This window comes from Kaistia nematophila, from assembly GCF_026343855.1.
In the GTDB taxonomy this organism is placed as follows: Bacteria; Pseudomonadota; Alphaproteobacteria; order Rhizobiales; family Kaistiaceae; genus Kaistia; species Kaistia nematophila.
The window spans coordinates 279,667-303,225 of record NZ_JAPKNK010000004.1; the positions used below are offsets into that span (position 1 = coordinate 279,667).

Annotated in this window: 20 protein-coding genes; 12 read left to right on the forward strand and 8 right to left on the reverse strand. The window is 66.8% G+C overall.

The annotated features are described in order from the left end of the window. Nucleotides 1-79 precede the first annotated feature (79 nt). The 9 genes from OSH07_RS12100 (at nt 80) to OSH07_RS12140 (ending at nt 11,325) form a co-directional block, all read left to right on the forward strand. The gene (locus OSH07_RS12100) at nt 80-742 is read left to right on the forward strand and encodes a GntR family transcriptional regulator (protein WP_266338907.1); all 663 of its coding nucleotides are present in this window, start codon (nt 80-82) and stop codon (nt 740-742) included. A 296-nt stretch (nt 743-1,038) separates the two neighbouring features. Next, on the forward strand, nt 1,039-2,595 hold the full coding sequence (locus OSH07_RS12105) for an ABC transporter substrate-binding protein (RefSeq protein ID WP_266338908.1): 1,557 nt from the start codon (nt 1,039-1,041) through the stop codon (nt 2,593-2,595). Between the two features lie 87 nt (nt 2,596-2,682). After that, entirely contained in the window at nt 2,683-3,690 is a 1,008-nt protein-coding gene (locus OSH07_RS12110; RefSeq protein WP_266338909.1) for an ABC transporter permease, read from the forward strand. 3 nt (nt 3,691-3,693) lie between these two features. Next, complete coding sequence (locus OSH07_RS12115) at nt 3,694-4,530, forward strand: ABC transporter permease (protein ID WP_266338910.1); 837 nt, start codon at nt 3,694-3,696, stop codon at nt 4,528-4,530. A gap of 29 nt (nt 4,531-4,559) precedes the next feature. Continuing rightward, entirely contained in the window at nt 4,560-5,531 is a 972-nt protein-coding gene (locus OSH07_RS12120; protein ID WP_266338911.1) for an ABC transporter ATP-binding protein, read from the forward strand. 3 nt (nt 5,532-5,534) lie between these two features. Further along, nucleotides 5,535-6,314, forward strand: a complete 780-nt coding sequence (locus OSH07_RS12125) for an ABC transporter ATP-binding protein (protein WP_266338912.1) — start codon at nt 5,535-5,537, stop codon at nt 6,312-6,314. A gap of 11 nt (nt 6,315-6,325) precedes the next feature. Then, a complete protein-coding gene (locus tag OSH07_RS12130) occupies nt 6,326-8,362 on the forward strand; it encodes a hydantoinase/oxoprolinase family protein (RefSeq protein ID WP_266338913.1) in 2,037 nt (678 codons plus the stop codon). A gap of 1 nt (nt 8,363) precedes the next feature. Beyond that, nucleotides 8,364-10,079 (forward strand): hydantoinase B/oxoprolinase family protein, encoded by a 1,716-nt coding sequence (locus OSH07_RS12135; protein ID WP_266338914.1) that lies wholly within the window; start codon nt 8,364-8,366, stop codon nt 10,077-10,079. A 10-nt stretch (nt 10,080-10,089) separates the two neighbouring features. Further along, on the forward strand, nt 10,090-11,325 hold the full coding sequence (locus OSH07_RS12140; protein ID WP_266338915.1) for a metal-dependent hydrolase family protein: 1,236 nt from the start codon (nt 10,090-10,092) through the stop codon (nt 11,323-11,325). 69 nt (nt 11,326-11,394) lie between these two features. Here the strand turns inward: OSH07_RS12140 and hydA are convergent, their stop codons facing one another. From hydA to OSH07_RS12170, 6 genes are all read right to left on the reverse strand, one after another. Further along, the gene (gene hydA / locus OSH07_RS12145; protein ID WP_266338916.1) at nt 11,395-12,822 is read right to left on the reverse strand and encodes a dihydropyrimidinase; all 1,428 of its coding nucleotides are present in this window, start codon (nt 12,820-12,822) and stop codon (nt 11,395-11,397) included. A gap of 10 nt (nt 12,823-12,832) precedes the next feature. Continuing rightward, nucleotides 12,833-13,609 carry an ABC transporter permease gene (locus OSH07_RS12150; protein WP_266338917.1) on the reverse strand — a complete coding sequence of 259 codons (777 nt, stop codon included), beginning with the start codon at nt 13,607-13,609 and terminating at the stop codon, nt 12,833-12,835. A gap of 2 nt (nt 13,610-13,611) precedes the next feature. Further along, nucleotides 13,612-14,478, reverse strand: a complete 867-nt coding sequence (locus OSH07_RS12155) for an ABC transporter permease (RefSeq protein ID WP_266338918.1) — start codon at nt 14,476-14,478, stop codon at nt 13,612-13,614. A 2-nt stretch (nt 14,479-14,480) separates the two neighbouring features. After that, nucleotides 14,481-15,575 (reverse strand): ABC transporter ATP-binding protein, encoded by a 1,095-nt coding sequence (locus tag OSH07_RS12160; protein WP_266338919.1) that lies wholly within the window; start codon nt 15,573-15,575, stop codon nt 14,481-14,483. A gap of 26 nt (nt 15,576-15,601) precedes the next feature. Further along, a complete protein-coding gene (locus OSH07_RS12165) occupies nt 15,602-16,681 on the reverse strand; it encodes an extracellular solute-binding protein (RefSeq protein ID WP_266338920.1) in 1,080 nt (359 codons plus the stop codon). 104 nt (nt 16,682-16,785) lie between these two features. Next, nucleotides 16,786-17,685, reverse strand: a complete 900-nt coding sequence (locus OSH07_RS12170; RefSeq protein WP_266338921.1) for a MurR/RpiR family transcriptional regulator — start codon at nt 17,683-17,685, stop codon at nt 16,786-16,788. A gap of 117 nt (nt 17,686-17,802) precedes the next feature. On the opposite strand from OSH07_RS12170, the gene OSH07_RS12175 reads away from it, so the two are divergent. The 3 genes from OSH07_RS12175 to OSH07_RS12185 are packed head-to-tail and all read left to right on the forward strand — an operon-like array spanning nt 17,803 to nt 21,192. Next, nucleotides 17,803-19,020, forward strand: coding sequence for a diaminopropionate ammonia-lyase (locus OSH07_RS12175; RefSeq protein ID WP_266338922.1), 1,218 nt, complete (start codon nt 17,803-17,805; stop codon nt 19,018-19,020). Next, complete coding sequence (locus OSH07_RS12180) at nt 19,017-20,261, forward strand: Zn-dependent hydrolase (RefSeq protein ID WP_266338923.1); 1,245 nt, start codon at nt 19,017-19,019, stop codon at nt 20,259-20,261. Before OSH07_RS12175 ends, OSH07_RS12180 begins: the two co-directional genes overlap by 4 nt. A gap of 16 nt (nt 20,262-20,277) precedes the next feature. Continuing rightward, entirely contained in the window at nt 20,278-21,192 is a 915-nt protein-coding gene (locus OSH07_RS12185) for an N-carbamoyl-D-amino-acid hydrolase (protein ID WP_266338924.1), read from the forward strand. A gap of 89 nt (nt 21,193-21,281) precedes the next feature. Here the strand turns inward: OSH07_RS12185 and OSH07_RS12190 are convergent, their stop codons facing one another. Further along, entirely contained in the window at nt 21,282-22,634 is a 1,353-nt protein-coding gene (locus OSH07_RS12190; protein WP_266338925.1) for a ferredoxin reductase family protein, read from the reverse strand. 108 nt (nt 22,635-22,742) lie between these two features. Then, on the reverse strand, nt 22,743-23,450 hold the full coding sequence (locus tag OSH07_RS12195) for a GntR family transcriptional regulator (protein ID WP_266338926.1): 708 nt from the start codon (nt 23,448-23,450) through the stop codon (nt 22,743-22,745). Nucleotides 23,451-23,559: the final 109 nt, after the last annotated feature.

The window sequence follows — 23,559 nt, forward strand, 5'->3', positions numbered from 1 at the left end:
TCAAAGTGATGCGCCGCGACCGCAATACCAGCCCGCTGCGGCTGGACAGGTGAATCGGCCAAGGACAGGCGGCAAGGCAATGGACGAACTGGCCCAACTCAGCAAGCCGGCGAGGGGCTTGGGAGCCAATCTGAGCGCCCAGGCCTATCGCGCCGTTTCCGACATGATCCGGCAGCGCCGCCTGAAAGGCGGCCAGTCGATCCTCGAGGCGCCGCTCGCCGAGGCGCTCGGCATTTCGCGCACGCCGTTGCGCGAGGCGCTGCAGCGCCTCGAAGGCGAGCGGATGGTCTGGAAGAGCGACGGCCGCAACTATGTCGTGCGCAAGGTCGATATCGGCGAATATTTGCAGAGCCTGCGGCTGCGCCTGCTGATCGAGCCGGAAGCGGCCGTCCTCGCCATGCCGATGATCCCCCGCGCCAAGCTGCACGACGTGCGCCGCGAGGTCCACGAGTTGATCCTGAGTTCGGCCTCCCACACCGACTATCACTGGGACACCGACGATCGGCTGCACGGCCTGATCATGGATTTCTGCGGCAACGCCGTCATGGCCAAGGTGCTGAGCGACCTGCGCGTGACGACGCGGCTGTTCGAGATCGACCGCCTGAAGGACCGCCTGAAACCCGATTCGACCGAGCATCTGGAGATCCTGGATGCGATCGCCGCCGAAGACATCGCGCGCACCCGCCGCGCCGTCGCCGCCCATGTCGAAAGCCTGATCGCCTTCGCCCGCGGCAATCTCTGAGCCCGCCGGCCCAGCCCTCCCCTTTTCTCCGGCCCCGCCGCCCCAATGTCACCTCCGCCAAGCCCGCCGAAAGGCCGGATGGTGGCGCCGCAGGCCCGTGCGATGACGCAGCGCCGCCAGCTCGCCGAGCGCCAGTGAGTGTTCAGGGGCCTGCGAAAGCCAAACATTCCAATGACTTGGACCTCATCCGGCAAATGTGCCCGCCAAAGAGGCAGGCGTGACGCCGGAAAGAGGTTTGACAATCAAATGGGCGGTGCTAGCGTGGGATACCAGAATAATCCAATGGGAACGAAAACATGAAATTCCTGGCTCCCGTCCTGTCTGTGAGTGCGGCAGCACTGCTGGTGCTGTCGGCGACGAATCTCTCCTGGGCGGCTCCGACCGGCGTGCTGGTGATCGCGGAAAACGAGACGCCGGAGAATCTGGATCCGGCCAACGCGACCAATTCCACCGTCGACCAGCTGCTGCTCGGCGTCTATGACGCCCTCGTCCAGTTCAAGGCGGGCCAGCTCGAGGCGACGCCGCAGCTGGCCAAGAGCTGGGCCATCTCGGAGGACGGACGCACCTATACCTTCACGCTGCGCGACGACGTCACCTTCCATGACGGCAGCAAGCTGACCGCCGCCGACGTGAAGTTCACGCTCGACCGGCTGAAGGCGGCGAATGCCGGCGTCATGAACAATCTCGGCAGCTACAGCTCGGCCGAGGTGATCGACGACCACACCGTGGCGCTGAAGCTCGACGCGCCGTTCGGGCCGTTCGTCTCGGCGCTGTCGCGCATCTACATCGTCTCGAAGGCGATGGTCGAGCCGCATATGGGCGAGGACAATGCCCGCCAGTGGCTCGCCGTCAATACGGCCGGCTCCGGCCCCTACAACATCTCCGAATACGCCCCTACCGAAGCGGTCACGCTCGACGCCGTGCCCGAATACTGGGGCGGCTGGAACGGCAACCACGTCGCCACCGTCGTGTTCCGCTATGTCTCGGAGCCGTCGACCCAGCTCGCGCTGCTGCAACGCGGCGAAGTGCAGATCGCGCCCGACGTCACGCTCGACGACAAGATCACGCTGAAGACGACGCCGGGCTATGTCGTCGATATCGGCGCGGCGGCGACGCCGCTGTTCTTCACCATCAACACCGCCTCGGCCGGCCCGACCGGCAATCCGGAATTCCGCCGCATGCTGTCGATGAGCTTCGACCGCAAGCTGCATCTGGAACAGGTCCTGCGCGGCTTCGGCACGCTCGCCGACGGTCCGCTGCCGCCGACCTGGATGGGCTACGAGCCGAAGTCCGAGACCGGCTTCGACCTCGAAGGCGCCCGAGCCCTGGTCGAGAAAAACGGCTGGAAGGGCACCACGCTGACCGTGCGCTACCTGCCGGCCATCCAGGAAGAACAGCTCGCCGTCGAGCAGCTGCAGTCGAACCTCGGCCAGCTCGGCATCACCCTGAAGGCCGAGGGCATGACCTGGCCGGCGCAGGCCGCGACCATGGGCAAGCTGGAGACGACGGCGGATCTGAACGTCACCTACAGCTTCCCGGCCTTCCCCGACCCGCACGCCATCCTGAACACCAGCTTCAACGGCGCGTTCACCGGGCTGAAGGGCGGTCTGAACTGGTCGCAATACGACAATCCCAAGGTCAACGACCTGCTCGACCGCGCCGCCCTCTCCGCCGATCCGGCCGAGCGCGGCGAGCTCTACCGCGAGGCGCAGAAGCTCCTCGGCGCCGATCACGTCGCCATCACGGCGTCGCTGCCCGGCTCGGTGGTTGCGCTCTCCGACAAGGTCGAGGGCTATGTCTACAACCCGGCCCACCACCAGACCTTCAACTACATGGACATTGGCCTGAAATAGGCCGGCTCCGCCCGCAATAGAACGTATCGCCCCGCGTGCCCGGCATGGCGGGGCGATACAACGCCGACGGCACGATCAGGAACGCCAATGTCTTACATCCTCCAACGGATCGGCTTCTCGATCCTCTCCCTGCTTGTGCTCGTCTTCATCACCTTCCTGCTCAGCCATGTGGTGCCCGGCGACCCGGCCTATGTGGCGGCGGGACCGAATGCCGGCGTGGAGAAGATCGCCGAGGTGCGCGCCCAGATGGGGCTGGACCGGCCCTTCCTGGTGCAGTTCGCGATCTATCTCGGCAGCATCCTGCGCGGCGATTTCGGCACGTCCTGGTTCACCCACCAGCCGATCCTGAACGACATCCTGCGCGAACTGCCGCCGTCGCTCGAACTGGTGGCGATCGCCATGGCGATCAACCTCGCCGTCTCGCTGCCGCTCGGCCTGCTGACGGCGCGCTACAGCGGCTCCCGCTTCGACGACCTCGTCCGCCTGGTATCGATCGCCGGCGCCGGCCTGCCGATCTTCTGGACCGCGATCCTGCTGCAGCAGAAATTCGCCGTCGACCTGCAGATGTTCCCGGTCGCCGGACGGCTCGATTTCGCCTTCCGCTCCTTCAAGTCGCCGACCGGCTTCGTGCTGCTGGACAGCCTCCTGCAGGGCCGGCCCGACGTCTTCGCCAATGCGCTGTCGCATCTGCTTTTGCCCGCCGTGGCGCTGTCGCTCCTGTTCACCGCCGTCGGCGTCCGCATCACCCGCACCTCGATGATCAGCGAATTCCGCAAGGACTACGTGACGCTGGCCCGCGCCAAGGGCGCCGGCGAGCGTCGGATCATGCTGCGCCACGTCTTCCCGAACGGCGCGACGCCGGCGCTCACCGTGTTCGGCATGCAGTTCGGCTGGATGCTGGGCGCCACCGTGCTGGTCGAGGAGATCTTCGGCCGGCCCGGCATCGGCCGCTACGCCGTCAAGGCGGTGACGCAGTCCGACATCCACGGCGTCGTCGCCGTCGTCTTCGTCATCGGCGTCATCTTCCTGATCTCCAACCTCGTGGTGGACCTGCTGCTCTACGTCCTCAATCCGCGCAAGCACCAGGGGGCCTGAGCCATGTGGTCGGAACTGCGCCGCTATCCCAAGAGCTCGGTCGAGCGCCTGTCCGTCGCGCTGGCGATCCTGATCATCCTGGTCGCCGTCGTCGGCGTCTGGCTCGCCCCGCACGATCCGCTGCTGATCGATTTCCGCTCCAAACTTTTGCCGCCCTCCCCCGAGCACTGGCTCGGCACCGACGGCTCCGGCCGCGACGTGCTGAGCCGCCTGCTCGCCGGCGCCCGGCTCACCCTCACCTCGACCATGGTGGTGATCCTCTCCGCGCTGGTGATCGGCTGCACGATCGGCATCGCCTCCGCCTTCCTCGGCGGCGCCATCGACAATCTGCTGATGCGGCTCACCGACATCTGGCTCGGCTTTCCGCCGCTGATCCTGGCGCTCGGCTTCGCCGCCGCCATGGGCGCGAGCCTGGAAGCAGCGATCTGGGCGCTCGTCTTCTCCTGGTGGCCGAACTATGCCCGGCTCTGCCGGATGATCACGCGCGACATCCTCGCGCAGAAATACATGGCGAGCGCCAGCGCGCTCGGCGTCTCGACTCTGCGCAAGGTGTTTCGCTATGTGCTGCCGAACGCCTTCGACGTGCTGATCATCCAGGTGACGCTCGACATCTCGGCCGTCATGCTCGGCATTTCCGGCCTCTCCTTCATCGGCGTCGGCGCGCAGATCCCGACCCCCGAATGGGGCGCGATGATCTCCGACGGCCGTTCCTTCGTCAGCAATGGCTGGTGGATCGTCGTCTTCCCCGGCCTCGCGATCTTCCTCACCGCGCTCAGCTTCAACGTCATCGGCGACATGCTGCGGCGGGAGCTCGATCCCACCTCGCGGCGCCGGCAGTGACCCCGATGCACGATACAGCGAGGACTGACATGGAACGCCCGCTCATCGAGCTCGAGAACGTCTCCGTCACATTGCGCAACCTCGAGATCCCGATGGTGACCGGCGTGTCGTTCGCGGTCAGGCCGCGCGAGATCTTCGGCATCGTCGGCGAATCCGGCTCCGGCAAGACGCTTTTGACGCGCACCATCTTCGCCCTGCACGAGGACACCTATCTCTCGGCCGGCAAGGTGACGTTCGACGGCGAGGTGCTGCCTCTCAACGGCTACATGAAGGCGATGAAGCGGCGGCTCGGCCATGCCATCGGCTACATCCCGCAGGATCCGTTCGCGTCGCTGAACCCGACCATGCGCGTCGGCGAGCAGATCACCGAGGCGCTCTACCTGGCCAAGGGCTATCCGCAGAAATCCGAACGCGCCCGCGAGGCCGCCATCGGCCTCCTGGCCGAGGTCGGCATCGCCGAGCCGGCGCTCGCCTTCCGCCAGTTCCCGGACCAGTTCTCCGGCGGCATGCGGCAGCGCATCGTCATCGCCATCGCGCTGTCGCAGGATCCACGCCTGCTGATCGCCGACGAGCCGACCACGGCGCTCGACGCCTTCACCCAGCGCCGGGTGATGGAGCTCCTGCTGGAGCGCTCGCGCAACCGCGACCTCGCCGTTCTGCTCATCAGCCACAATCTCGAACTGCTGCGGCAGTCGGTCGACCGCATGGCCGTTCTCTATGGCGGCCAGCTGCTGAACGTCACGCCGACGGCCGATATCGGCACGCGCGCGGTGCACCCCTATGCGCAGGCGTTGTTCGACTGCATGCCGACGCGGGACAAGGCGCTCTCCGACATCCGTTCGATCCCCGGCGAACCGGTCGGCGCCGGCTTCGGACGGCGCGGCTGCGCCTTCGCCTCGCGCTGCGCCCACGCCGCCGAGACCTGCCGCACCCAGGACCTGCCGATCAACCAGGGCCATGGCGACCGCTTCAGCGCCTGCCTGCTCGGAATGGGAGCGTAGCCGATGTCCTCCGCGCAACCGATCGTCGAGCTGCACAATCTTTCCAAGAGCTTCGGCAGCCGCGCCCTCGTCCAGAACCGCAGCTTCGCCCTCGGCCCGGTCTCGATCCGCGTCATGCCGGGCGAGGTCGTCGGCGTGCTCGGCGAATCCGGCTCCGGCAAATCGACGGTCGCCAATGTCATGATGCGGCTGACCGGCTTCGACGACGGCCAGTACCTGTTCCAGGGCCGCGACGTCACCGGCTTCACCCGGCGCGAGAGCTTCGACTTCAAGTCGAAGGTCCAGATCATCTTCCAGGACCCGTATGGCAGCCTCAACCCGCGCGCCACGGTGGGCGCCTCGGTGCGCGAGGCGCTGATCCTGCACAAGCCCGGCATGAGCCGGGCGCAGATGGACAAGCGCGTGCGCGAGCTGTTCGCCGAGGTCGGGCTCGCCAACCAAAACCCGGACAAGTACCCGCACGAATTCTCCGGCGGCCAGCGCCAGCGCATCGCCATCGCGCGCGCCCTCGCGGTCGAGCCGGAGCTGCTCGTCTGCGACGAGCCGCTGTCGTCGCTCGACGTCTCGATCCAGGCGCAGGTGCTCGAGCTCTTCGTCTCGCTGATCCGCAATCACAACCTGACGATGGTCTTCATCTCGCACGACCTGAACGTGTCGCGGCTGCTCTGCGACCGCGTCTACGTCATGCACGAGGGCAAGGTCGTCGAGGAAGGCCAGGCCGCGCAGGTCCTGACGCAGCCTCAGCACGAATACACCGCGCGCCTCCTGGCGGCGGTCTACTGAAAGAGGGAAGAATGGACAGGTACAAGCTCTCGATCGACATTGGCGGGACGTTCATCGACGTCGTGCTGTTCGATTTCGAGACCCGCGAAGTCCGCGCGTTCAAGCTGCCGACGACGCCGCATGACCCGGCCGAAGGCGTCATCGAGGCGGTGGGATCGCTGGGCGTCCCGGCCGACCAGATCTTTGATTTTGTCCATGGCACGACGCTGGGCCTCAACGCAATCCTCGAGCGCAAGGGCACGCAGGTCGGCATCATCACCAATGCCGGCTTTCGCGACCTGTTCGAGATCTCGCGCGGGGCGCTGGAATTCCAGGACATGTACCGCTTCGACTATCACCGCCCGGCGCAGATCGTCGAACGCCGCCATACCCGCGGCGTCGCCGGCCGGATGGACTACCTCGGCAACGAGGTCGTGCCGCTCGACGCCGAGGCCGTGGTCGCGGCGGCGCGCGAACTGCACGAGGTCGAGGGCTGCAGGGCCATCGCCGTCAGCTTCCTGCATTCCTACGCCAACCCGGCGCATGAGGAAGAGGCCGTGCGCCTGATCCGCGCGGCGCTGCCGAGCTGCGAAGTATCGTCCGGCGTACAGCTCGCGAACGAGTACCGCGAATATGAGCGCACCAGCACCGCGGTGATGGACGCCTACATCAAGCCGGTCCTCAAGAACTATCTCGGCCGCGTCGCGGGCGGCATGGAAGGCAAGGGCTTCGCCGGCAACAAATATGTCATGAACTCCTCCGGCGGGGCGATGACCTTCAACCTCGCCAACGCCGAGCCGATCGCGACGGTTCTGTCCGGTCCGGCGGGCGGTGTCTCGGGCGCGCTGCACCTGTCGCGCGAAACCGGGCGGCCGAATGTGATCTCGGTCGATGTCGGCGGCACCAGCCTCGACGCCTGCCTGATCGTCGACCACAATCCGGTCGACGTCTTCGAGGCGCATATCGACGTCTTCCCGATCCTGCAGCCGATCTTCGACCTGCGCACGCTGGGCGCCGGCGGCGGCTCGATCGCCTGGATCGACGGCACGCTTCTGCGTGTCGGCCCGCAATCGGCGGGCGCGGTGCCGGGGCCGGCCTCCTACGGGCGCGGCGGCACGGATGCGACCGTGACCGATGCCGCGGTCGTGCTTGGCTACATGGACACGACCAATTTCATGGGCGGCAAGATGGGCGTGGCCCATGATGCGGCCGCGCAGGCGATCATCGCCAAGGTGGCCGAGCCGCTGGGCATCAGCCTCGAAATGGCGGCGCAGTCGATCTTCGACGTGCTGATCTCGCGCACCTCCTCCTCGGTCAAGGAGATGATGCTGGAGAAGGGTCTCGATCCGCGCGACTTCGCCATGCTGGGCTTTGGCGGCTGCGGCCCGCTGTTCGGGCCGATGCTGTTTGACGAGCTCGACATGGCCGAGCTGGTGATCCCGCCCCTGCCCTCGGTCTTCTCGGCCTGGGGAATGATGGCCTCGGATCTCAATTTCTCGGACCAGATGTCGGTGATGGAGGTCGTCGGCCCCGGGATGATGCCGCGCCTGGCCGCAGCCGCCGGCGATCTGGCCAGCCGGCGCACCGCGCGGCTGATCGAGGATATCGGCGACAGCGTCACGCCCGAGCCTTATTTCTCGGCCCGGATCCGCTTTGTCGGCCAGGAACATACGCTGAGCGTGCCCTATACGCTCGAGGATAGCGCCGACGCCCTGTTCGGGCGCTTCTCGGCCATGCATAAGGACCGCTTCGGCCATACCTTCGACAGCCAGTGCGAGATCGTCGCGATGATGGTCAAGCTGGTGATCCCGACGCTGAAGCCCGATCTTTCCGCCGGTCTCGCCGCCAGGGTCGAGGGCGAGGGCAGCCGCAGCCATCGGATGTACGACCCGGCGACCGGCGCCTATGTCGACTGCCTGCGGCTGACGCGCGACAGCCTTGAGCCCGGCAAGAGCTATCCGGGCCCGATCCTGATCGTCGATGCCGGCTCGTCCCTGCCGCTGTTCAGCGGCCAGGTCGCCAGCATCGATCCCCATGGCATGATCTCAGTCAAGCGCGTCGGAGAGTAAGATGAGAACGAGCAAAGCCGCCGAAATCGAGATCATTTCGGGTCTCTTCCTCTCCGCCGCCGAGCAGATGCGCCGCACGCTGGTGCGAACCGCGTTCAATGCGGTGATCTATGAAGTGCTAGATTTCGGCATCTCGATCGCCGACGCCAATGGCCGCATGGTGGCCGAGGCGGCGGGTATCACCTCGTTCATCGGGGCGAATGACTATGGCCTGCGCAAGCTGATCGAAAGCGGGATGGCCGCCACCTGGAAATCGGGCGACGTGGTCATGCTGAACACGCCCTATTGGAGCTCGGCCCATACCTCGGACGCGCTCCTCGTCTCGCCGATCTTCCTGGACGGGTCGGACAAGGCCGACATGTTCATCTGCGTGCGCGCGCACTGGCTGGATATCGGCGCCAAGGATGCGGGCTACGTCCTCGATTCCATCGACGTCCACCAGGAAGGCCTGTTGATGCCCGGCGTGCGGGTGATCAAGGAAGGCACGCTGGATCCCGACATCTGGGCGATCCTCGAAACCAATTCGCGCCTGCCCGACGCGATCCGCGGCGATTTCAACGCCCAGGTCGCGTGCCTGCGCACCGGCGACAAGGCCATCCGCGAGATCTACGCCAAGTTCGGCAAGGAAAGAGTGCTGACCGCCATCGACGCCTATATCGAACATTCGGCGCAAAAGACCCGCGAGGCCCTGGCCAAGCTGCCGAAGGGCACCTGGACCGCCGAGGAATGGCTGGATGACGATGGCGTCACCGGCGATCCGATCCGGATGTTCTGCACCGTGACGATCACCGAGGACCGATTCCTGGTCGATTTCGCGGGATCGAGCCCGCAGGTCGCAGGCCCGGTGAACAATCCGCTCGGCGCCACGATGACGATGGCCAAGACCTATTTCAAGTTCCTGACCTCGCCCGACACGCCCTCGAACCACGGCTGCTACGCAGCGCTGGAGGTTGTGGCCCCGGAAGGATCCTTCTTCAACGCGGTCTATCCCGCAGCGAGCTATGTCGGCTGGGGCCGCATGGTCGCCTTCGAGATGATCGCCCAGGCGCTGGCCCCGGTGATCCCCTGGATCCCGGCCCAATCGGGCGGCGACGAGCCGGGCTTCATGGCGGTCGGCAAACATCACCAGACCGGCAAGACCTTCGTCATCTCGAACAATGAGGGCATCGGCTGGGGCGCGACCTTCGCCCATGACGGCGCCAACGCGCTGCAGCACCCCTCGACCTCGACCGTGCGCAACACGCCGATCGAGGTGCTGGAGCGGCAGTCGAACCTGTTCCACGAGCGGCTTGAGCTGGTCGAGAATTCCGGCGGGCGCGGGCAGTTTCGCGGCGGCGTCGGCGTGCGCCGGGACGTGCGCATGGTCGGCGACACCGAGATCCTCTCGATGAAGAAAAAGACCAAGACCGGCAATTGGGCGCTGAACGGCGGCGAGCCCTCGCCGCTCAAGAACCACATGATCCTGTGGCCGGGCGAAGCGCGCCAGCTCAAGGTCGGCATGTATCGCAAGACTCTGCGAACCGGCGAGATGTTCGCCAATTACGCCGCCGGCGGCGGTGGCTGGGGCGACCCGGCCAAGCGGGACCCCAAGGCGCATGAATACGACCTGCGCAACGGCTATGTGACCGAAGACGGCAAGATCGAAGCCCTGGCCGAGCTGGACGACTACGGCGTCCGCACCATCGGCATGGAAAACGAAGCCCGCTCGCGCGACTGAGGACGAAAACATGACACGCTATGCAATCACCGAGGCCCGGATCGTCGACGTCGTCGCGGGCAAGATCCTCGAAGGCCAGGCCATCGTTGTCGAGGACGGCCTGATCCAGGCGATCGTGCCGCAGGCATCTCTCGACGCCGGGCTCCGCAAGGTCTCGATGGGCGGCCGCCATGTCGCGCCCGGCCTGCTCGACGCGCATACCCACGTCTTCATCAGCCAGTTCAACGATGGCGGCGACATGCTGCCGTCCGAGATGACGGCGCGCGCCGGCCGGCAATTGTCGGAGATGATCGATCGCGGCTTCACCACCGTGCGCGACGCGGGCGGCGCCGATGCCGGCCACAAGTCGGCCGTCGACAAGGGCCTGTTCAAGGGCCCGCGCCTGTTCGTCTCCGGCAAGATCCTGTCGCAGACCGGCGGCCATGGCGACCACCGCGCCCGCGCCGACTATTGCAGCTGCAGCAGCGCCTCCGGCACCGGCACCTCCGTCATCGCCGACGGCGTCGACGCCGTCCGCAAGGCGGTGCGCGAGAACGCCCGCCAGGGCGTCGACCAGATCAAGATCATGGCCGGCGGCGGCGTCAGCTCGCCGGGCGACAAGCTCAAGCATCCGCAATATTCCCTCGACGAGATCCGCGCCATCACCGACGAGGCCGAGCTCTGCGGCCGCTATGTCATGGCTCATGTCTATGCCGACCGCGGCATCCGCCGCGCGGTCGAATGCGGCGTCCGCTCGATCGAGCACGGCAATTTCCTCACCCCCGAGACGGCCGAGATCATGGCCAGGCATGACGCCGTGCTGGTGCCGACGCTGATCACCTACTGGGCCGACGGCAGGTTCGGCATGGATTTCGGCTGGGCGCCGGAAAACCAGGCCAAGAACGAAGAGGTGCTGGAGTTCGGTCAGGAGTCGCTGAAGATCGCGCATGCGGCTGGCGTCACCGTCGGCTATGGCACGGATCTCTGCTGGTCGCCGAAGACCTACCAGGGCGACGGCCTCGCCATGCACGAGGCGGCGCTCGGCGTCGTCGAGGCCCTGCGCTGCGCCACCGTCAACAATGCCAAGGTGCTGCGTCTCGACGGCAAGGCCGGCGTGATCGCGCCGGGCGCCTGGGCCGATTTCGTCGTGCTCGACGCCAACCCCTATGATGGCCTCGCCTGCTTCGGCCATGCCGACAACAAGGTGGTTGCCGTCGTCAAGGACGGCATCGCCCAGCGCGACGACCGCAAGCTGTTCGCTGCCTGACAGGTCGCCTGACAAGAAGGGCCGGCCCCTCGGACGGGAGCCGGCCCTGGATCGCTGCGGACGAGACGGTCAGGAACCCGGGCTTGTCGCGTAGGGGGAGAGTTCGCGGGCCAGGAAGCGGCCGTCGCCGACCTCGCCGAGGATCCGTCCCTCCTCGAAGACCGGCTTGCCGCGCAGCAGCGTCATCACCGGCCAGCCGGTGACTTCCATGCCTTCGTAGGGCGTGTAGTCGGCGGCGTGATGCATCCGCTCCTGCCGGATGACTTCCTTGCGGTTCGGATCCCACAGCACGATGTCGGCGTCAAACCCGGCGGCAATCGAGCCCTTCCGCGGATAGAGGCCATACATCCTGGCGTGGTTGGTCGAGGTCAGCGCGACGAACTCGTTGACGCTGATGCGGCCTTCCGAGACGCCCTTGGAGAACAGGATCGCCATCCGGTTCTCGACACCCGGTATGCCGTTCGGCACCCAGCGGAAGGACGTCTTGCCCTTGGCGTTCTGCTTGCCGTCCGGTCCCTCGTAGAAGAACGGGCAGTGATCGGACGAGAAGGTCTGGAACACGCCGGTGCGGATGCCCTCCCAGATCGCCTCCCAGCTGGCGTGGTCACGCGGCGGCGGCGAGCAGACATATTTGCCGCCGCTCTCGTCCATGTTGAAGCCCTTCATGTCATCGGCGGTGAGCGCGATATATTGCGGGCAGGTCTCGCCATAGATGCGCAGGCCCTTCTGACGGGCCCAGCGGATCTGCTCCATCGCCTCACGGCCGGAGACATGCACCACCATGATCGGCACGTCGACCAGCTCGGCATGGCTGATGGCGCGGTGGGTCGCCTCGCGCTCGACGCTCTGGGGCCGCGAGGCGCCATGGTAGTAGGGGGCGGTCTTGCCGGCGCGCTCGAGGCGCTCGGTCATGAAGCGGATGGAATCATAGCCCTCGCAATGGACCATGACGAGCGCGCCGCAGCCGCGCGCGCAGTCGAACACTTCCAGCAGCTGGCGGTCGTTCAGCACCATGTCGTCATAGGTCATGAAGACCTTGAACGAGGTGTAGCCGTCCATCACCAGCGCCGGCAGCTCCTGACCGAGAACGGTAGGCGTCGGGTCGGTGACGATCAGGTGGAAGCCGTAGTCGCAATAGGACTGGCCTTCCGCCTTGGTGTGATAGTCGCGCACGCTTTCGCGCAGCGACGCGCCGCGCGGCTGCACCGCGAAGGAGATCACCGTCGTCGTGCCGCCGGCGATCGCCGAGCGGCTGCCGGTTTCGAAGCCGTCGGCCATCTGCGGGGTGCCCGGCGGCGCGTGCTGGGCGAGATGGACATGGCTGTCGACGCCGCCCGGCATGACCAGCAGGCCCGAGGCGTCGATGATGCGGTCGGCGGACCCGAGCCCGCTCCCGACCGAGACGATCCTGCCGTGGCGGATCGCGACATCGGCGCGAAACGTGTCGGCGGCGGTCACGACGGTGCCGCCGCGAAGGATCAGCTCGAAATCAGCCATGGGAGGTCCTCTAGCGGCGCGCCTTCAAGCGCGCGAATTCGCCGAGCCCGATCAGCAGCAGGTTGGCCAGCACGATCAGCAGGGCCAGCGCATCGAGTGTCGGCGAGATGTTGAAGCGGAAGTCGGAGGCGACCAGGATTGAGAGGGGCTGGCTGCGGCCGCTGACAAAGGAGGTCAGCACATATTCCGACGAGGAAAGCACGAAGGCGATGAAATAGGCGGCGAGCAGGCCGTTCTTCATCAGGGGCAGCGTCACACGCCGGAAGATGCTGACGCCGGAGGCGCCGAGATCGGCGGCGGCCTCTTCGAGACGGCGGTCGATCCGGATCAGCACCGATGCGATCACCAGAACGGTGAAGGGCAGGATGATGATCGTCTGCGCCGCGATCACCGTCCAGAGACTGCGCTCGATGCCGAGTTCCGACAGCAGGATCAGCTGCGCGACGGCGAGGATCACCTTCGGAATCAGGAACGGCACGAACAGCATCACCAGGAACGCGACCCGGAAGCGCAGCCGGTATCGCGTCAGCGCCAGCGCCGCCATGGCGCCGAGCAGCGTCGACGCCAGCGCCACGGGCAGAGAGACCAGGAAGGTCAGCCCCAGCGCGCTGGTCAGCCGCGTGTCGGCGAAGATCGCCTGATACCAGTGCGTGGTGAAGCCGCGCAGCGGAAAGGCGATCATCTCCGAGTCGTTGAAGGAGAAGATCAGGATGACGGCGATCGGCAGATACATGAAGCCGTAGACGAGCCAGACCCAGGCATCGACCCAGCGAAGCGGACGCGACACGGCTATTCTCCCCCCATCAGGCTTCGGCTCCAGGTGGTGCGGCTGATCGCGAGCCCCGCCAGGGCGAAGAACAGGCAGAGGAAGGCCAGCATGGTCCAGGCGATCGCCGAGCCGAGCGGCCAGTCGAAGGCCGTTCCGAAGAGATCGTTGATGGCGCTGATGATCGTCACGCCGGACGCGCCGCCGATCAGCTGCGGCGTCAGGTAATCACCGACAACCATCACGAACACCATCATCCCGCCGGCGATCAGCCCCGGCATGGTCATCGGCAGCGTGACCCGCCGGAAGGACGAGAGGCGGCCGGCGCCGAGATCGGACGCCGCCTCCAGCAGGCGGCTGTCGAGGGCCTCATAGGCGAGCCAGAGGCCCAGCACCATGAAGGGCAGGTAATTGTAGGTCAGCACGATATGGGTGGCGACCGGGCTGAACAGCAGCGCCTGAATGGGCGTGTCGATCGCGCCGATCCAGAGCAGGAAGCCGTTCAGCACGCCTTCGCTGCCGAGCAGAACGCGCCAGGCGAAGATGCGCACCATGTCGCCGGTGTAGAGTGGCACCAGCAGCAGGGTGAGCAGCGCCGACTTGTAGACCGTGACGCGCTTGGCGATGAAATAGGCGACCGGATGGCCAATGACGGCGGTGATCGCGACCACCAGCAGGCCGGACAGGAACGCCTTCAGGATCAGGCCGCGATAGGTGGCGCTGGCGGCCAGGCGGCCATAGTTCTTCAGCGTAGGGTCGGTGACGATCGCAACAAAATCGACCTGGAAGAAGCTGTAGGCCAGAAGCACGGCGAGCGGCGCGAGGCAGAGCGCCGTCACCGTCGCGAAGACCGGAAAGGCCAGCCAGGAACCGATGTTCCAGCGCCCCACGATCAAGCCTCCGGCGCGGCGTCGGCCGCAATCCAGGCATGGGCGGGGTCGAAGGCGAGCCGGACGGTCGCGCCAACCGCCGGCAGCGTCCCGTCGCGCAGCACGAAGCCAAGCGCCAGATCGCCGGCCGCCCTTGCCTCGATCAGCCATTCGGCGCCTCGAAACACCTGATGCGTCACGGTGACGTCGAACGCGCCATGGGCGGCGGGCGCCAGTTGTTCCGGCCGCACGCAGAGCGTCGCCGCCGCGCCCGGCTTCAGGCCGGCGACCCCCGGCACGGTGAACCGGCCGAGCGGCGTTTCGATCGTCGCCGTCACCGCGTCGGCGCCATTGGCAACCTCGAGGATCCGACCGCCGACGCGATTGGCGCCGCCGATGAAATCGGCGACATAGGCAGTCGCCGGACGGTTGTAGATGTCGCTCGGGCTGCCCTGCTGCTCGATGCGGCCATGGTTCATCACGATGATGACGTCGGAAAGGGCGAAGGCCTCTTCCTGGTCGTGCGTGACATGCAGGAACGCCATGCCGAGCCGGCGCTGCAGGTCCTTCAGCTGGATCTGCATGTCCTTGCGCATGCGGCGGTCGAGCGCCGAGAGCGGCTCGTCGAGCAGGAGCAGGCGCGGCTGGTTGACGATGGCGCGGGCGAGCGCCACGCGCTGCTGCTGTCCGCCGGAAAGCTGGCGCGGCCGCCGCCTGGCGAGCGGCCCCAGCTCTACCATGGCGAGCGCGTCGGCGACCTTCCGCTCGATCGTCGCGCGATCGAACCGCGTATAGGCCAGGCCGAAGCCGACATTGTCCTCGACCGTCAGATGCGGGAACAGCGCATAGCTCTGGAACACGGTGTTGACCGGCCGGCGATTGGCCGGAACCTCGGCGAGCGACGTCCCGTCCAGCTCCAGAAGACCCGACGACACGGTCTCGAAGCCGCCGATCATGCGCAGGATCGACGTCTTGCCGCAGCCCGACGGCCCCAGCAGCGTCACATAGCTGTTCGGCGCGATGCTGAAATTGACGCCGCGCACGGCGCTGAACGCATCATAGCTCTTGTGCAGCGCGACGGCTTCGAGGAGGGGGCGCGCGGGCGCCCCCTCCTTCATGCCAGGTCCGGTCCGGTCCATCGGCGTCAGCTTGCCTTCACTTCGTTCCAGAGCGCGACCCAGTCATTGTAGCGGGCCGGGTTTTCCTTCCAGACGAAGCTGTTCATGATCGAGAGATCATTGGTGAAGATCTTGCTGCGCTGTTCCTCGGAAAGGCCGGCGAGGGCGGAATCCGTGCTCTGCGCATAGGGGCCGCCGACGGCGAGCTTGGCGCCATATTCCGGCCCGAGCAGGTAATTGACGAGACTGAGCGTGTCGTCGAGGCGCTCGCCGGTGACGCCGGCCGGGATCGCGACCGTATCGCACCAGCCGATGACGCCGGCCTTCGGCTTCGCCATGCCCATGTTGAGGCCGCGCGCCTTCAGGTCGTAATAGGGCGGCACCCAGGAGAAGGCGCAGACCACCTCGCCCGAGGCGAACAGGTTGGTCAGGTCGGCGATCGAGTTCCAGTAGGTGCGCAGCAGCTTCTTCTGCGCCATCAGCGCCTTCTTGACCTCGGCGAGCTCGGCATCGTCCATCTGGAACATGCGGTCGCGCGGGATGCCGAGATAGAGCGCGGCGATCATGATCGCCTCCAGCGCATAATCGCGCATCGCCAGCTTGCCGGCATATTTGTCACCTTCGAAGAAGACGGACCAGTCCGGCTCCGCATCCATCAGGTCGGCGCGATAGACGATCGGATTGATGCCCCAGTAGAAGGGGATGCCATAGGTCTGGCCGTCCTTCTTGCCGAGCTTCGTAGTCTTGAACGTCTCGTAGAGACGCGCGGCGTTCGGCACCTTGGCAAGGTCGATCGGCTGCAGCAGGCCCGAAGCGGTGTAGTACTCGACCTTGTCGAGGCCGGGCGTGATCAGGTCGACCGACGAGGCGCCGCCGGCGCGGAGCTTTGCGAACTGCTCGTCATCGGTGCCGATGAAGTTCTTGGTGAGCGAGACCTTGCCGTCGGCCAGGAAGGCCTTGAGGTAGTCGTCCTTGGCGAGGTTCTCCCAGGTCATCCACACCAGGTCCTCTGCCGCCTGGGCGCGGCCGAGGGGACCGAGGGCTCCGAACGCCGCGCCGGCAGCGATCGTCTTCAGAAAATTGCGGCGGTGAATTGGAAAGTCCATGCTCGGTTCCCGATGAAAAGGCCTGACCACGTCGTCATCCAATTCAAAAATCTTTTTCACATTCTCCGCAAGATGAAAAATTAGTTCCAGAATCGATAAATTGCCTACTCCTTGGGCGATCGCTTCCCCTGCCCCGGAACCACCAGCGGGTCCAGCCGCTCGTGCAGCCGCTCGATCTGGCCGAGACGCTCGATCGCCGGCTCGCCGAGCGACTGCCCAACCATTGAGCAGAGGTAGTTGATGACGCTCATCGGCGCGACGTAGCTGTCGAACAGGCTGTGGCCGCGATTGTGGCAGCGCAGGGTGACGGTCGCGAGCTGCGCTGTGCGTGCCGCCGTCATGTCGGCGATCAGCACGGAGGGCGCACCGATCTCGCGCACCACCGCCATCACCTCGCGCAGGATGACGGGGCGACGGCGAAATCCGAACACCAGCAGCGCATCGTCCGGGCGGACGCTCGCCAGCTCCTCGCCCATCGACATGCCCGCCAACGGCAGCAGCTGGACATCGTCCTTGATGTGGATCAGCAGGCCGCGGGCATAGCTCGCCAGCACCATGGAATTGCGGAAACCCACGACCCAGATCCGCCTTGCCCCGACCAGGATGCGCGCCGCCGCCTCGAGCGATTCCTCGCTCAGCATCTCGGCGGTCTGGGTCAGGTTCTGCAGGTCCTGGGCGATATGCAGGCCGAAATCCCCCGGCGCCAGCCGCTTCTTGCCGATGCCGGTCAGCTCGTAGAGCGGCGAGCCCCAGTCGCGGCCCTGCCGCGCATGCAGCTTGGCGTCGTTGTAGCTGTTGTAGCCGAGCCGCCGGAAGAACCGCGCGGCCGTCGCGTTGGAAATGTTGGCCCGCGCCGCCAGTTCGCCGGCCGTGAAGCTCGACAGGCTGTTGCGCTCCTCCATCACCACCGACGCGAGGCGGCGCTCGCTCGCCGTCAGCTCATCATAGACGGCCAGGATGCGCGCATCGATCGGCCGCGCATCCGCGCCTTCCTCGTCATGCATGGCGGGCTCCATTTTTCACAATACCGTACATACGAAAAAAACTTTTCACAAAGGTTGACTGACTTCGCCAGCTGGATATCCTGAAGCCACACCCACACAAAGCGGAATGATCGGCAGATGTCTCCAGATCTTGCGGCGGGGCAGGCGGTTTTTCAATCAAACCCCGCCCGCACCGGCGGCCCCTATCCAGACGCCTTCAAGGCGACGCTGAGCCTAGCGGCGGCCCGTGAAGCCTTTTCCCAGATCTCGACCTGGAAGGGATACCGGCCGACGCCGCTCGTCTCCCTCGATCGCCTGGCGGACGAGCTTGGCGTCGCGAAGCTGCTCTACAAGCAGGAAGCAGGCCGCTTCGGCCTCGGCAGCTTCAAGGCGCTTGGCGGCGCCTATGCCGTGTTCCGCCTGCTCTCCGACCGCATCGAGGCCGAGACCGGCGCCGCCCCCAGCGCCGCCGACCTGATCGAGGGCCGGCATGCCGAGCGCGTCCGTGACATCACCGTCACCTGCGCCACCGACGGCAATCACGGCCGCTCCGTCGCCTGGGGCGCGTCGCTGTTCGGCTGCCAGAGCGTCATCTTCGTGCACGAGACGGTGTCGCAGGCTCGCGCCGACGCCATTGCAAGCTTCGGTGCCCGGGTCATCCGGACCCCCGGCAATTATGACGATTCGGTCCGCGAGGCGGACCGCACCGCCAAGGCAAGTGGCTGGTCCGTCATCTCGGATACGTCCTATCCCGGCTATGTCGACGTCCCGCGCAACGTGATGCAGGGCTACAGCGTCATGGCCGAGGAAGTGATCCGCGAGCTCGGCCCGACGCGGCCGACCCACGTCTTCCTGCAGGGCGGCGTCGGCGGGCTCGCCGCTGCCGTCACGGCCCATCTCTGGGAGAGCTATGGCGCAGCGCCGACCGTCGTCGTCGTCGAGCCGCTGACGGCCGCCTGCCTGTTCGAGAGCAACCGCGCCGGCAGGCCGGTCGCCGTCACTGGCGACCTCGACACGATCATGGCGGGCCTCGCCTGCGGCGAGCCGTCGGTGATCGCCTGGCCGATCCTGGCATCGGGCGCCGCCGCCTTCATGGCCATTCCCGACGACACGGTCCGCGCCGCGATGCGCAGGCTCGCCTCGGGCGAGGCAGGCCCGCGGCTGGTCGGCGGCGAAAGCGGCGTCGCCGGCCTCGCCGGACTGATCGAGCTTTGCGGCAACGCCGAATGGCGCGCCGCCATCGGCCTCGACGCCCATTCGTCGGTGCTCGTGATCGGCAGCGAAGGCGACACCGACCCGGCGCTCTACCGCGAGATCGTCGGCCTCCCGGCCGCGGATGTCGAGGCCGACGCATGAGCGAGACGCTGCAGCAGCCGCGCATCGACACCGCGCGCCTCGTGGCCCGGATCGAGGCGCTCGGCCGGATCGGCGCCCTGCCCGGCGGTGGCGTCTGCCGGCTCGCGCTCGGCGACGACGAGAAGCGCGGCCGCGACTTCCTCGTCGCCGCCATGCGAGACGCCGGCCTCGAAGTCGTGGTCGACGCCATCGGCAACATCTTCGGCACCCGCGTCGGACGCCGGACGGCTCCCGTCGTCATGCTCGGCTCGCATATCGACACCGTCGCGACCGGCGGCCTCTATGACGGCGCGCTCGGCGTGCTGGCCGGGCTCGAAGTGCTGGCGACGCTCGACGATGCCGGGATCGAGACCGAATACCCGATCACCGTCGCCGCCTTCACCAATGAAGAGGGCGCGCGCTTCGCGCCCGACATGCTGGGAAGCCTCGTACATGTCGGCGGGCTGGACCTCGACGAAGCGCTCGCCACCCGCGCCATCGACGGCGCCATCCTCGGCCAGGAGCTGCAGCGCATCGGCTATGCCGGCGGCGACGCGGGTCCGCGCGACATCCGCGCCTATTTCGAACTGCATATCGAGCAGGGACCGATCCTCGAGGACGAGGCGATCGACATCGGTGTCGTCGAGGGCGTTCAGGGCATCTCCTGGACGGAACTCACCATCGAGGGGCGCTCGGCCCATGCCGGTACAACGCCGCTGCGGCTCCGCCGCGACGCCGGGCTGGCGGCGGCACGGATCGCGACCGAAGTCGGCGCCATGGTGCGGGCGATCGGCGGCGACCAAGTCGGCACCGTCGGCGCCCTGACGCTATCGCCCAACCTGGTCAATGTCGTCGCGCAGAAGGCGGTGATGACGGTCGACCTGCGCAATCCCGACGAGGCGATCCTGCAGCAGAGCGAGGCGGCCCTCGCCGAAAGCGTCGCCCGGATCGGCGCGGAAGAGCAGGTGACGGTCGAGCGGCGCGCGCTGGCGAGGTTCGAGCCGGTCGCCTTCGATCCCATCCTGGTCGACCAGGTCGAGGACGCCGCCGCCGCCCTCGGGCTTTCGTCGCGCCGCCTCTATTCCGGCGCTGGCCATGACGCGCAGATGATCGCCCGCATCGCCCCGGCGGCGATGATCTTCGTGCCAAGCGTCGGCGGCATCAGCCACAACATCCAGGAATTCACCAGGCCGGACGATCTCGGCAATGGCGCGAATGTCCTGCTTCGGGTCGCGCTTGCCAGCGCAGACGCGATCCTGTGAACGGAGTCCCCCCGAAATGACGAGAATGCTCACCGTCGGCGCCGCCCAGCTCGGCCCGATCGCCCGCCAGGACAGCCGCCGCGACGTCGTCGAGCGCATGATCGCGCTCATTGAAAAGGCCGCCGCGCGCGGCGTCGGGCTCGTGGTCTTCCCGGAACTGGCGCTGACGACCTTCTTCCCGCGCTGGTTCATGGAAGACCAGGCCGAAGTCGACGCCTTCTTCGAGACATCGATGCCCAACGCCGACACGCAGCCACTGTTCGACCGCGCCAGGGCGCTGAAGATCGGCTTCAGCTTCGGCTATGGCGAGCTGGTTGAGGAAGGCGGCGAGACGCATCGCTACAACACGGCGATCCTCGTCGACGCCGCCGGCAACATCGTCCACCGCTATCGCAAGATCCACCTGCCCGGCCACAGCGAGCACGAGCCCTGGCGCGCCTTCCAGCACCTGGAGAAGCGCTATTTCGAACCGGGCATGGAGCCGTTCTCGACCTGCGAGGCGTTCGGCGGTGTCCTGTCCCAGGCGATCTGCAACGACCGCCGCTGGCCCGAGACCTATCGCGAGGCCAGCCTGCGCGGGGCGGAAATGCTGCTGATCGGCTACAATACGCCGGTTCACTATCCGCTGGCGCCCGAGCACGACCACCTGCAGTGCTTCCACAACCATCTCTGCATGCAGGCCGGCGCCTATGCGAACGGCATCTGGGTGGTCGGCGTCGCCAAGGCCGGCAAGGAAGAGGGCTGCGACCTGATCGGCCAGAGCTGCATCATCGCGCCGACCGGCGAAATCGTCGCCATGGCCTCGACACTCGGTGACGAGCTCGTGGTGCATGATTGCGATCTCGACCGCTGCGACGAGATCCGCCGCAACATCTTCAATTTCAAGCTGCACCGGCGTCCCGACATGTACCCGATGCTGTCGGCCGGCTGACGGCAGCATCCCGAAAGCCGACGCAGAGACGATCCCCGGACCGGATCGGCCCGGGACGACGGCCCGCGAAACGGCCTGGGCTCACGCCCCTATCGCATCGAGAACAGTTCCTGGTGGAAGCGCGGGCCAACCGGGAAACCCTGCGCCGCGAAGTCGCGCCGCAGCGCGTCGCCAAAGCCGGCCGGTCCGCAGAACCACAGGCTCGCCTCGCGCCAATTCGGCACGGCGGCGCGGATGCGTTCGCCGGTCAGGAAGCCGTCGCGCGAATCGATCATCAGATGCAGACGGATATTGGCCGCGCTCGCATCCGCAGCGAGCTTCGCCAGCGCATCCTCGTCGACGTCGGACGTGCTGTGAAACAGGTCGACGGTCTGCCGGCGGGACGGTTCCGTTCCGGCCGCCTCCCGCGCCAGTTGCTCCATCCGTCCGATGAACGGCGTGATGCCGATGCCGCCGGCGATCCAGACCTGGTGCGGACAGGCGTCGTCGAAGGTGAAGCAGCCATAGGGCCCCTCGAGCCGGATGGGCTGGCCGATGGCGAGTTTTTCGCGAAGCCGCCCGGTGTGGTCGCCAAGCTGCTTGGCGATCAAGGTGACATGTCGGGTCGTGTCGTTCCAGGCCGAGGCGATCGTGTAGGGGTGCGGCCCCTCGGCCGGGTCCGACATGGCGAAGGCGAACTGCCCGGCCTTGTGCCCGGGCCAGCCCTGGCCGACCTCGATCCGCGTCTCCACCGTCCGCACGCCCGGATAGAAGCGGAGCTCGGCCAGCCGGCCGATCACACGCCGGCTCGCGCCGACGCGATCGGCAAGCGCGAGGACGGCCGCCACCGTCCCGCCAGCGAGCAGCAGCGCGACCAGCCAGCCGAGCGGCGTCGCCCAATTGTCGAAACTGAAGAGAACGACGGCGTGCAGCGCCAGCACGAGATAGGCGATCGCGATCAGCCGGTGCGTCTTGTAAAACCAGCGATAGGGGAAATATCGCACCAGCGCCAGGACGAGCAGGATCACCGCCGCATAGAACGCCCATTCGCCGATCCCCTCGGCGAAGCCGCGCTGGCTGGCGAAGAAGGCCCGGACGGGCTCCTCGATCACGGTGCGCGGCGGGCGCTGGCCGCGCTCGAACAGACCGAGGCTGATGGCCCAGCCCGGCGCCTGCGACCACATCCAATGCAGGATGGACAGGACCAGCGCGCCGATGCCGAGCCACTTGTGCAGCCGGTACATCTTGTCGAGACCGCCGAACCAGCCCTCCAGCGCGCGCGGCCGCAGCGCCAGCAGCATGGCGACGCTCATGAAGACGATGGCGACGACGCCGGTCAGCTGCATCATCGAGGCGCGGAAGGGGATGAACCCGGCCGGTTGCCAGAGCGAGGGGTCGATCAGGAGATAGAGGGCGGCCGGCACCAGCGCGATCAACCAGAACGCGATCTTGATATTGCGCATCCGATCTCATTCCCATGCGAGGTCCGGAGACAACGGATCCCCGGCAAATCCCCCGCGCTCCCAGCATATCGAAATCGGCGCCGGAACGGCAGCGCGACAAAGCCGCTCCTAGCCCTTGCGCAGGCTCGCGATCGAATCCTGCAGCGTCTCGGCCGCCTTCAGGATGTGGCGGCGCATCGTCAGGCAGGCTTCGCCGAACTTCTTCTCGACGCAGAGCGCGATGATCCGGGCATGGTCCTCGCCCGAGCGGTCGAGGCGGAAATCATAGGATAGCTGCAGCCGGGTGTGGCGGTCGCTGTCCTGCAGCAGCTGCGACACGATCTTCAGCGTGCGCGGCTTTCTGGCATGGCGATAGAGGCCGAGATGGAAGGCGGTGTTCAGCTCCGCGCAGCCCGCCATGTCGCCGGCCGCCTGCAGCGCCGCATAGCGCGGGCCGATCGCCCTGAGCAGATCGAAATCCGCCTCGCTCAGATGCGGTGCGCTGGCGCGCAGCAGCCGCGGCTCCAGTTGCGCCCGGAGCTCGAACACCTCGCGGATCTCGTCAAGCGACAGCTCGGACACCACGGCGCCGCGGTGCGGCTGGATGATCACCAGCCCCTCGGCTTCGAGCTGCATCAGCGCTTCGCGGACCGGAATGCGGCTGACGTCGAACTCCTCCGCCAGCGCATCCTGCCGCAGCTGCGCGCCGGCCGCCAGGCGGCCGGAAAGGATGCGGTTGCGCATCTCGCCGGCGACGGCCGAGGCGATGGTCTTGTGCTGTAGCCCCTTGCGGGGGCGCACGCCCACGCCCGGCAGATCGAGATCGGTTGTGCCCATGATGCCTCCCCTCTTCTGATTATCGCAGCGCCGGAATCGCCACAATGGGAACGTCACGATTTTCGATTGTATAAAATCTACTTGATACGATGACCCTGTGTCTGCTTAA

Excerpts from the sequence above, each read along its gene's own strand:
- OSH07_RS12195 (WP_266338926.1), bottom strand. The coding sequence starts at position 23,450 with ATGGGCACAACCGATCTCGATCTGCCGGGCGTGGGCGTGCGCCCCCGC.
- OSH07_RS12100 (WP_266338907.1), top strand. The coding sequence starts at position 80 with ATGGACGAACTGGCCCAACTCAGCAAGCCGGCGAGGGGCTTGGGAGCC.
- OSH07_RS12160 (WP_266338919.1), bottom strand. The coding sequence starts at position 15,575 with ATGAAGGAGGGGGCGCCCGCGCGCCCCCTCCTCGAAGCCGTCGCGCTG.
- OSH07_RS12115 (WP_266338910.1), top strand. The coding sequence starts at position 3,694 with ATGTGGTCGGAACTGCGCCGCTATCCCAAGAGCTCGGTCGAGCGCCTG.
- OSH07_RS12175 (WP_266338922.1), top strand. The coding sequence starts at position 17,803 with ATGTCTCCAGATCTTGCGGCGGGGCAGGCGGTTTTTCAATCAAACCCC.
- OSH07_RS12185 (WP_266338924.1), top strand. The coding sequence starts at position 20,278 with ATGACGAGAATGCTCACCGTCGGCGCCGCCCAGCTCGGCCCGATCGCC.
- OSH07_RS12130 (WP_266338913.1), top strand. The coding sequence starts at position 6,326 with ATGGACAGGTACAAGCTCTCGATCGACATTGGCGGGACGTTCATCGAC.
- OSH07_RS12105 (WP_266338908.1), top strand. The coding sequence starts at position 1,039 with ATGAAATTCCTGGCTCCCGTCCTGTCTGTGAGTGCGGCAGCACTGCTG.
- OSH07_RS12125 (WP_266338912.1), top strand. The coding sequence starts at position 5,535 with ATGTCCTCCGCGCAACCGATCGTCGAGCTGCACAATCTTTCCAAGAGC.
- OSH07_RS12110 (WP_266338909.1), top strand. The coding sequence starts at position 2,683 with ATGTCTTACATCCTCCAACGGATCGGCTTCTCGATCCTCTCCCTGCTT.
- OSH07_RS12165 (WP_266338920.1), bottom strand. The coding sequence starts at position 16,681 with ATGGACTTTCCAATTCACCGCCGCAATTTTCTGAAGACGATCGCTGCC.
- OSH07_RS12135 (WP_266338914.1), top strand. The coding sequence starts at position 8,364 with ATGAGAACGAGCAAAGCCGCCGAAATCGAGATCATTTCGGGTCTCTTC.
- OSH07_RS12190 (WP_266338925.1), bottom strand. The coding sequence starts at position 22,634 with ATGCGCAATATCAAGATCGCGTTCTGGTTGATCGCGCTGGTGCCGGCC.
- OSH07_RS12140 (WP_266338915.1), top strand. The coding sequence starts at position 10,090 with ATGACACGCTATGCAATCACCGAGGCCCGGATCGTCGACGTCGTCGCG.
- OSH07_RS12170 (WP_266338921.1), bottom strand. The coding sequence starts at position 17,685 with ATGCATGACGAGGAAGGCGCGGATGCGCGGCCGATCGATGCGCGCATC.
- OSH07_RS12120 (WP_266338911.1), top strand. The coding sequence starts at position 4,560 with ATGGAACGCCCGCTCATCGAGCTCGAGAACGTCTCCGTCACATTGCGC.
- hydA (WP_266338916.1), bottom strand. The coding sequence starts at position 12,822 with ATGGCTGATTTCGAGCTGATCCTTCGCGGCGGCACCGTCGTGACCGCC.
- OSH07_RS12180 (WP_266338923.1), top strand. The coding sequence starts at position 19,017 with ATGAGCGAGACGCTGCAGCAGCCGCGCATCGACACCGCGCGCCTCGTG.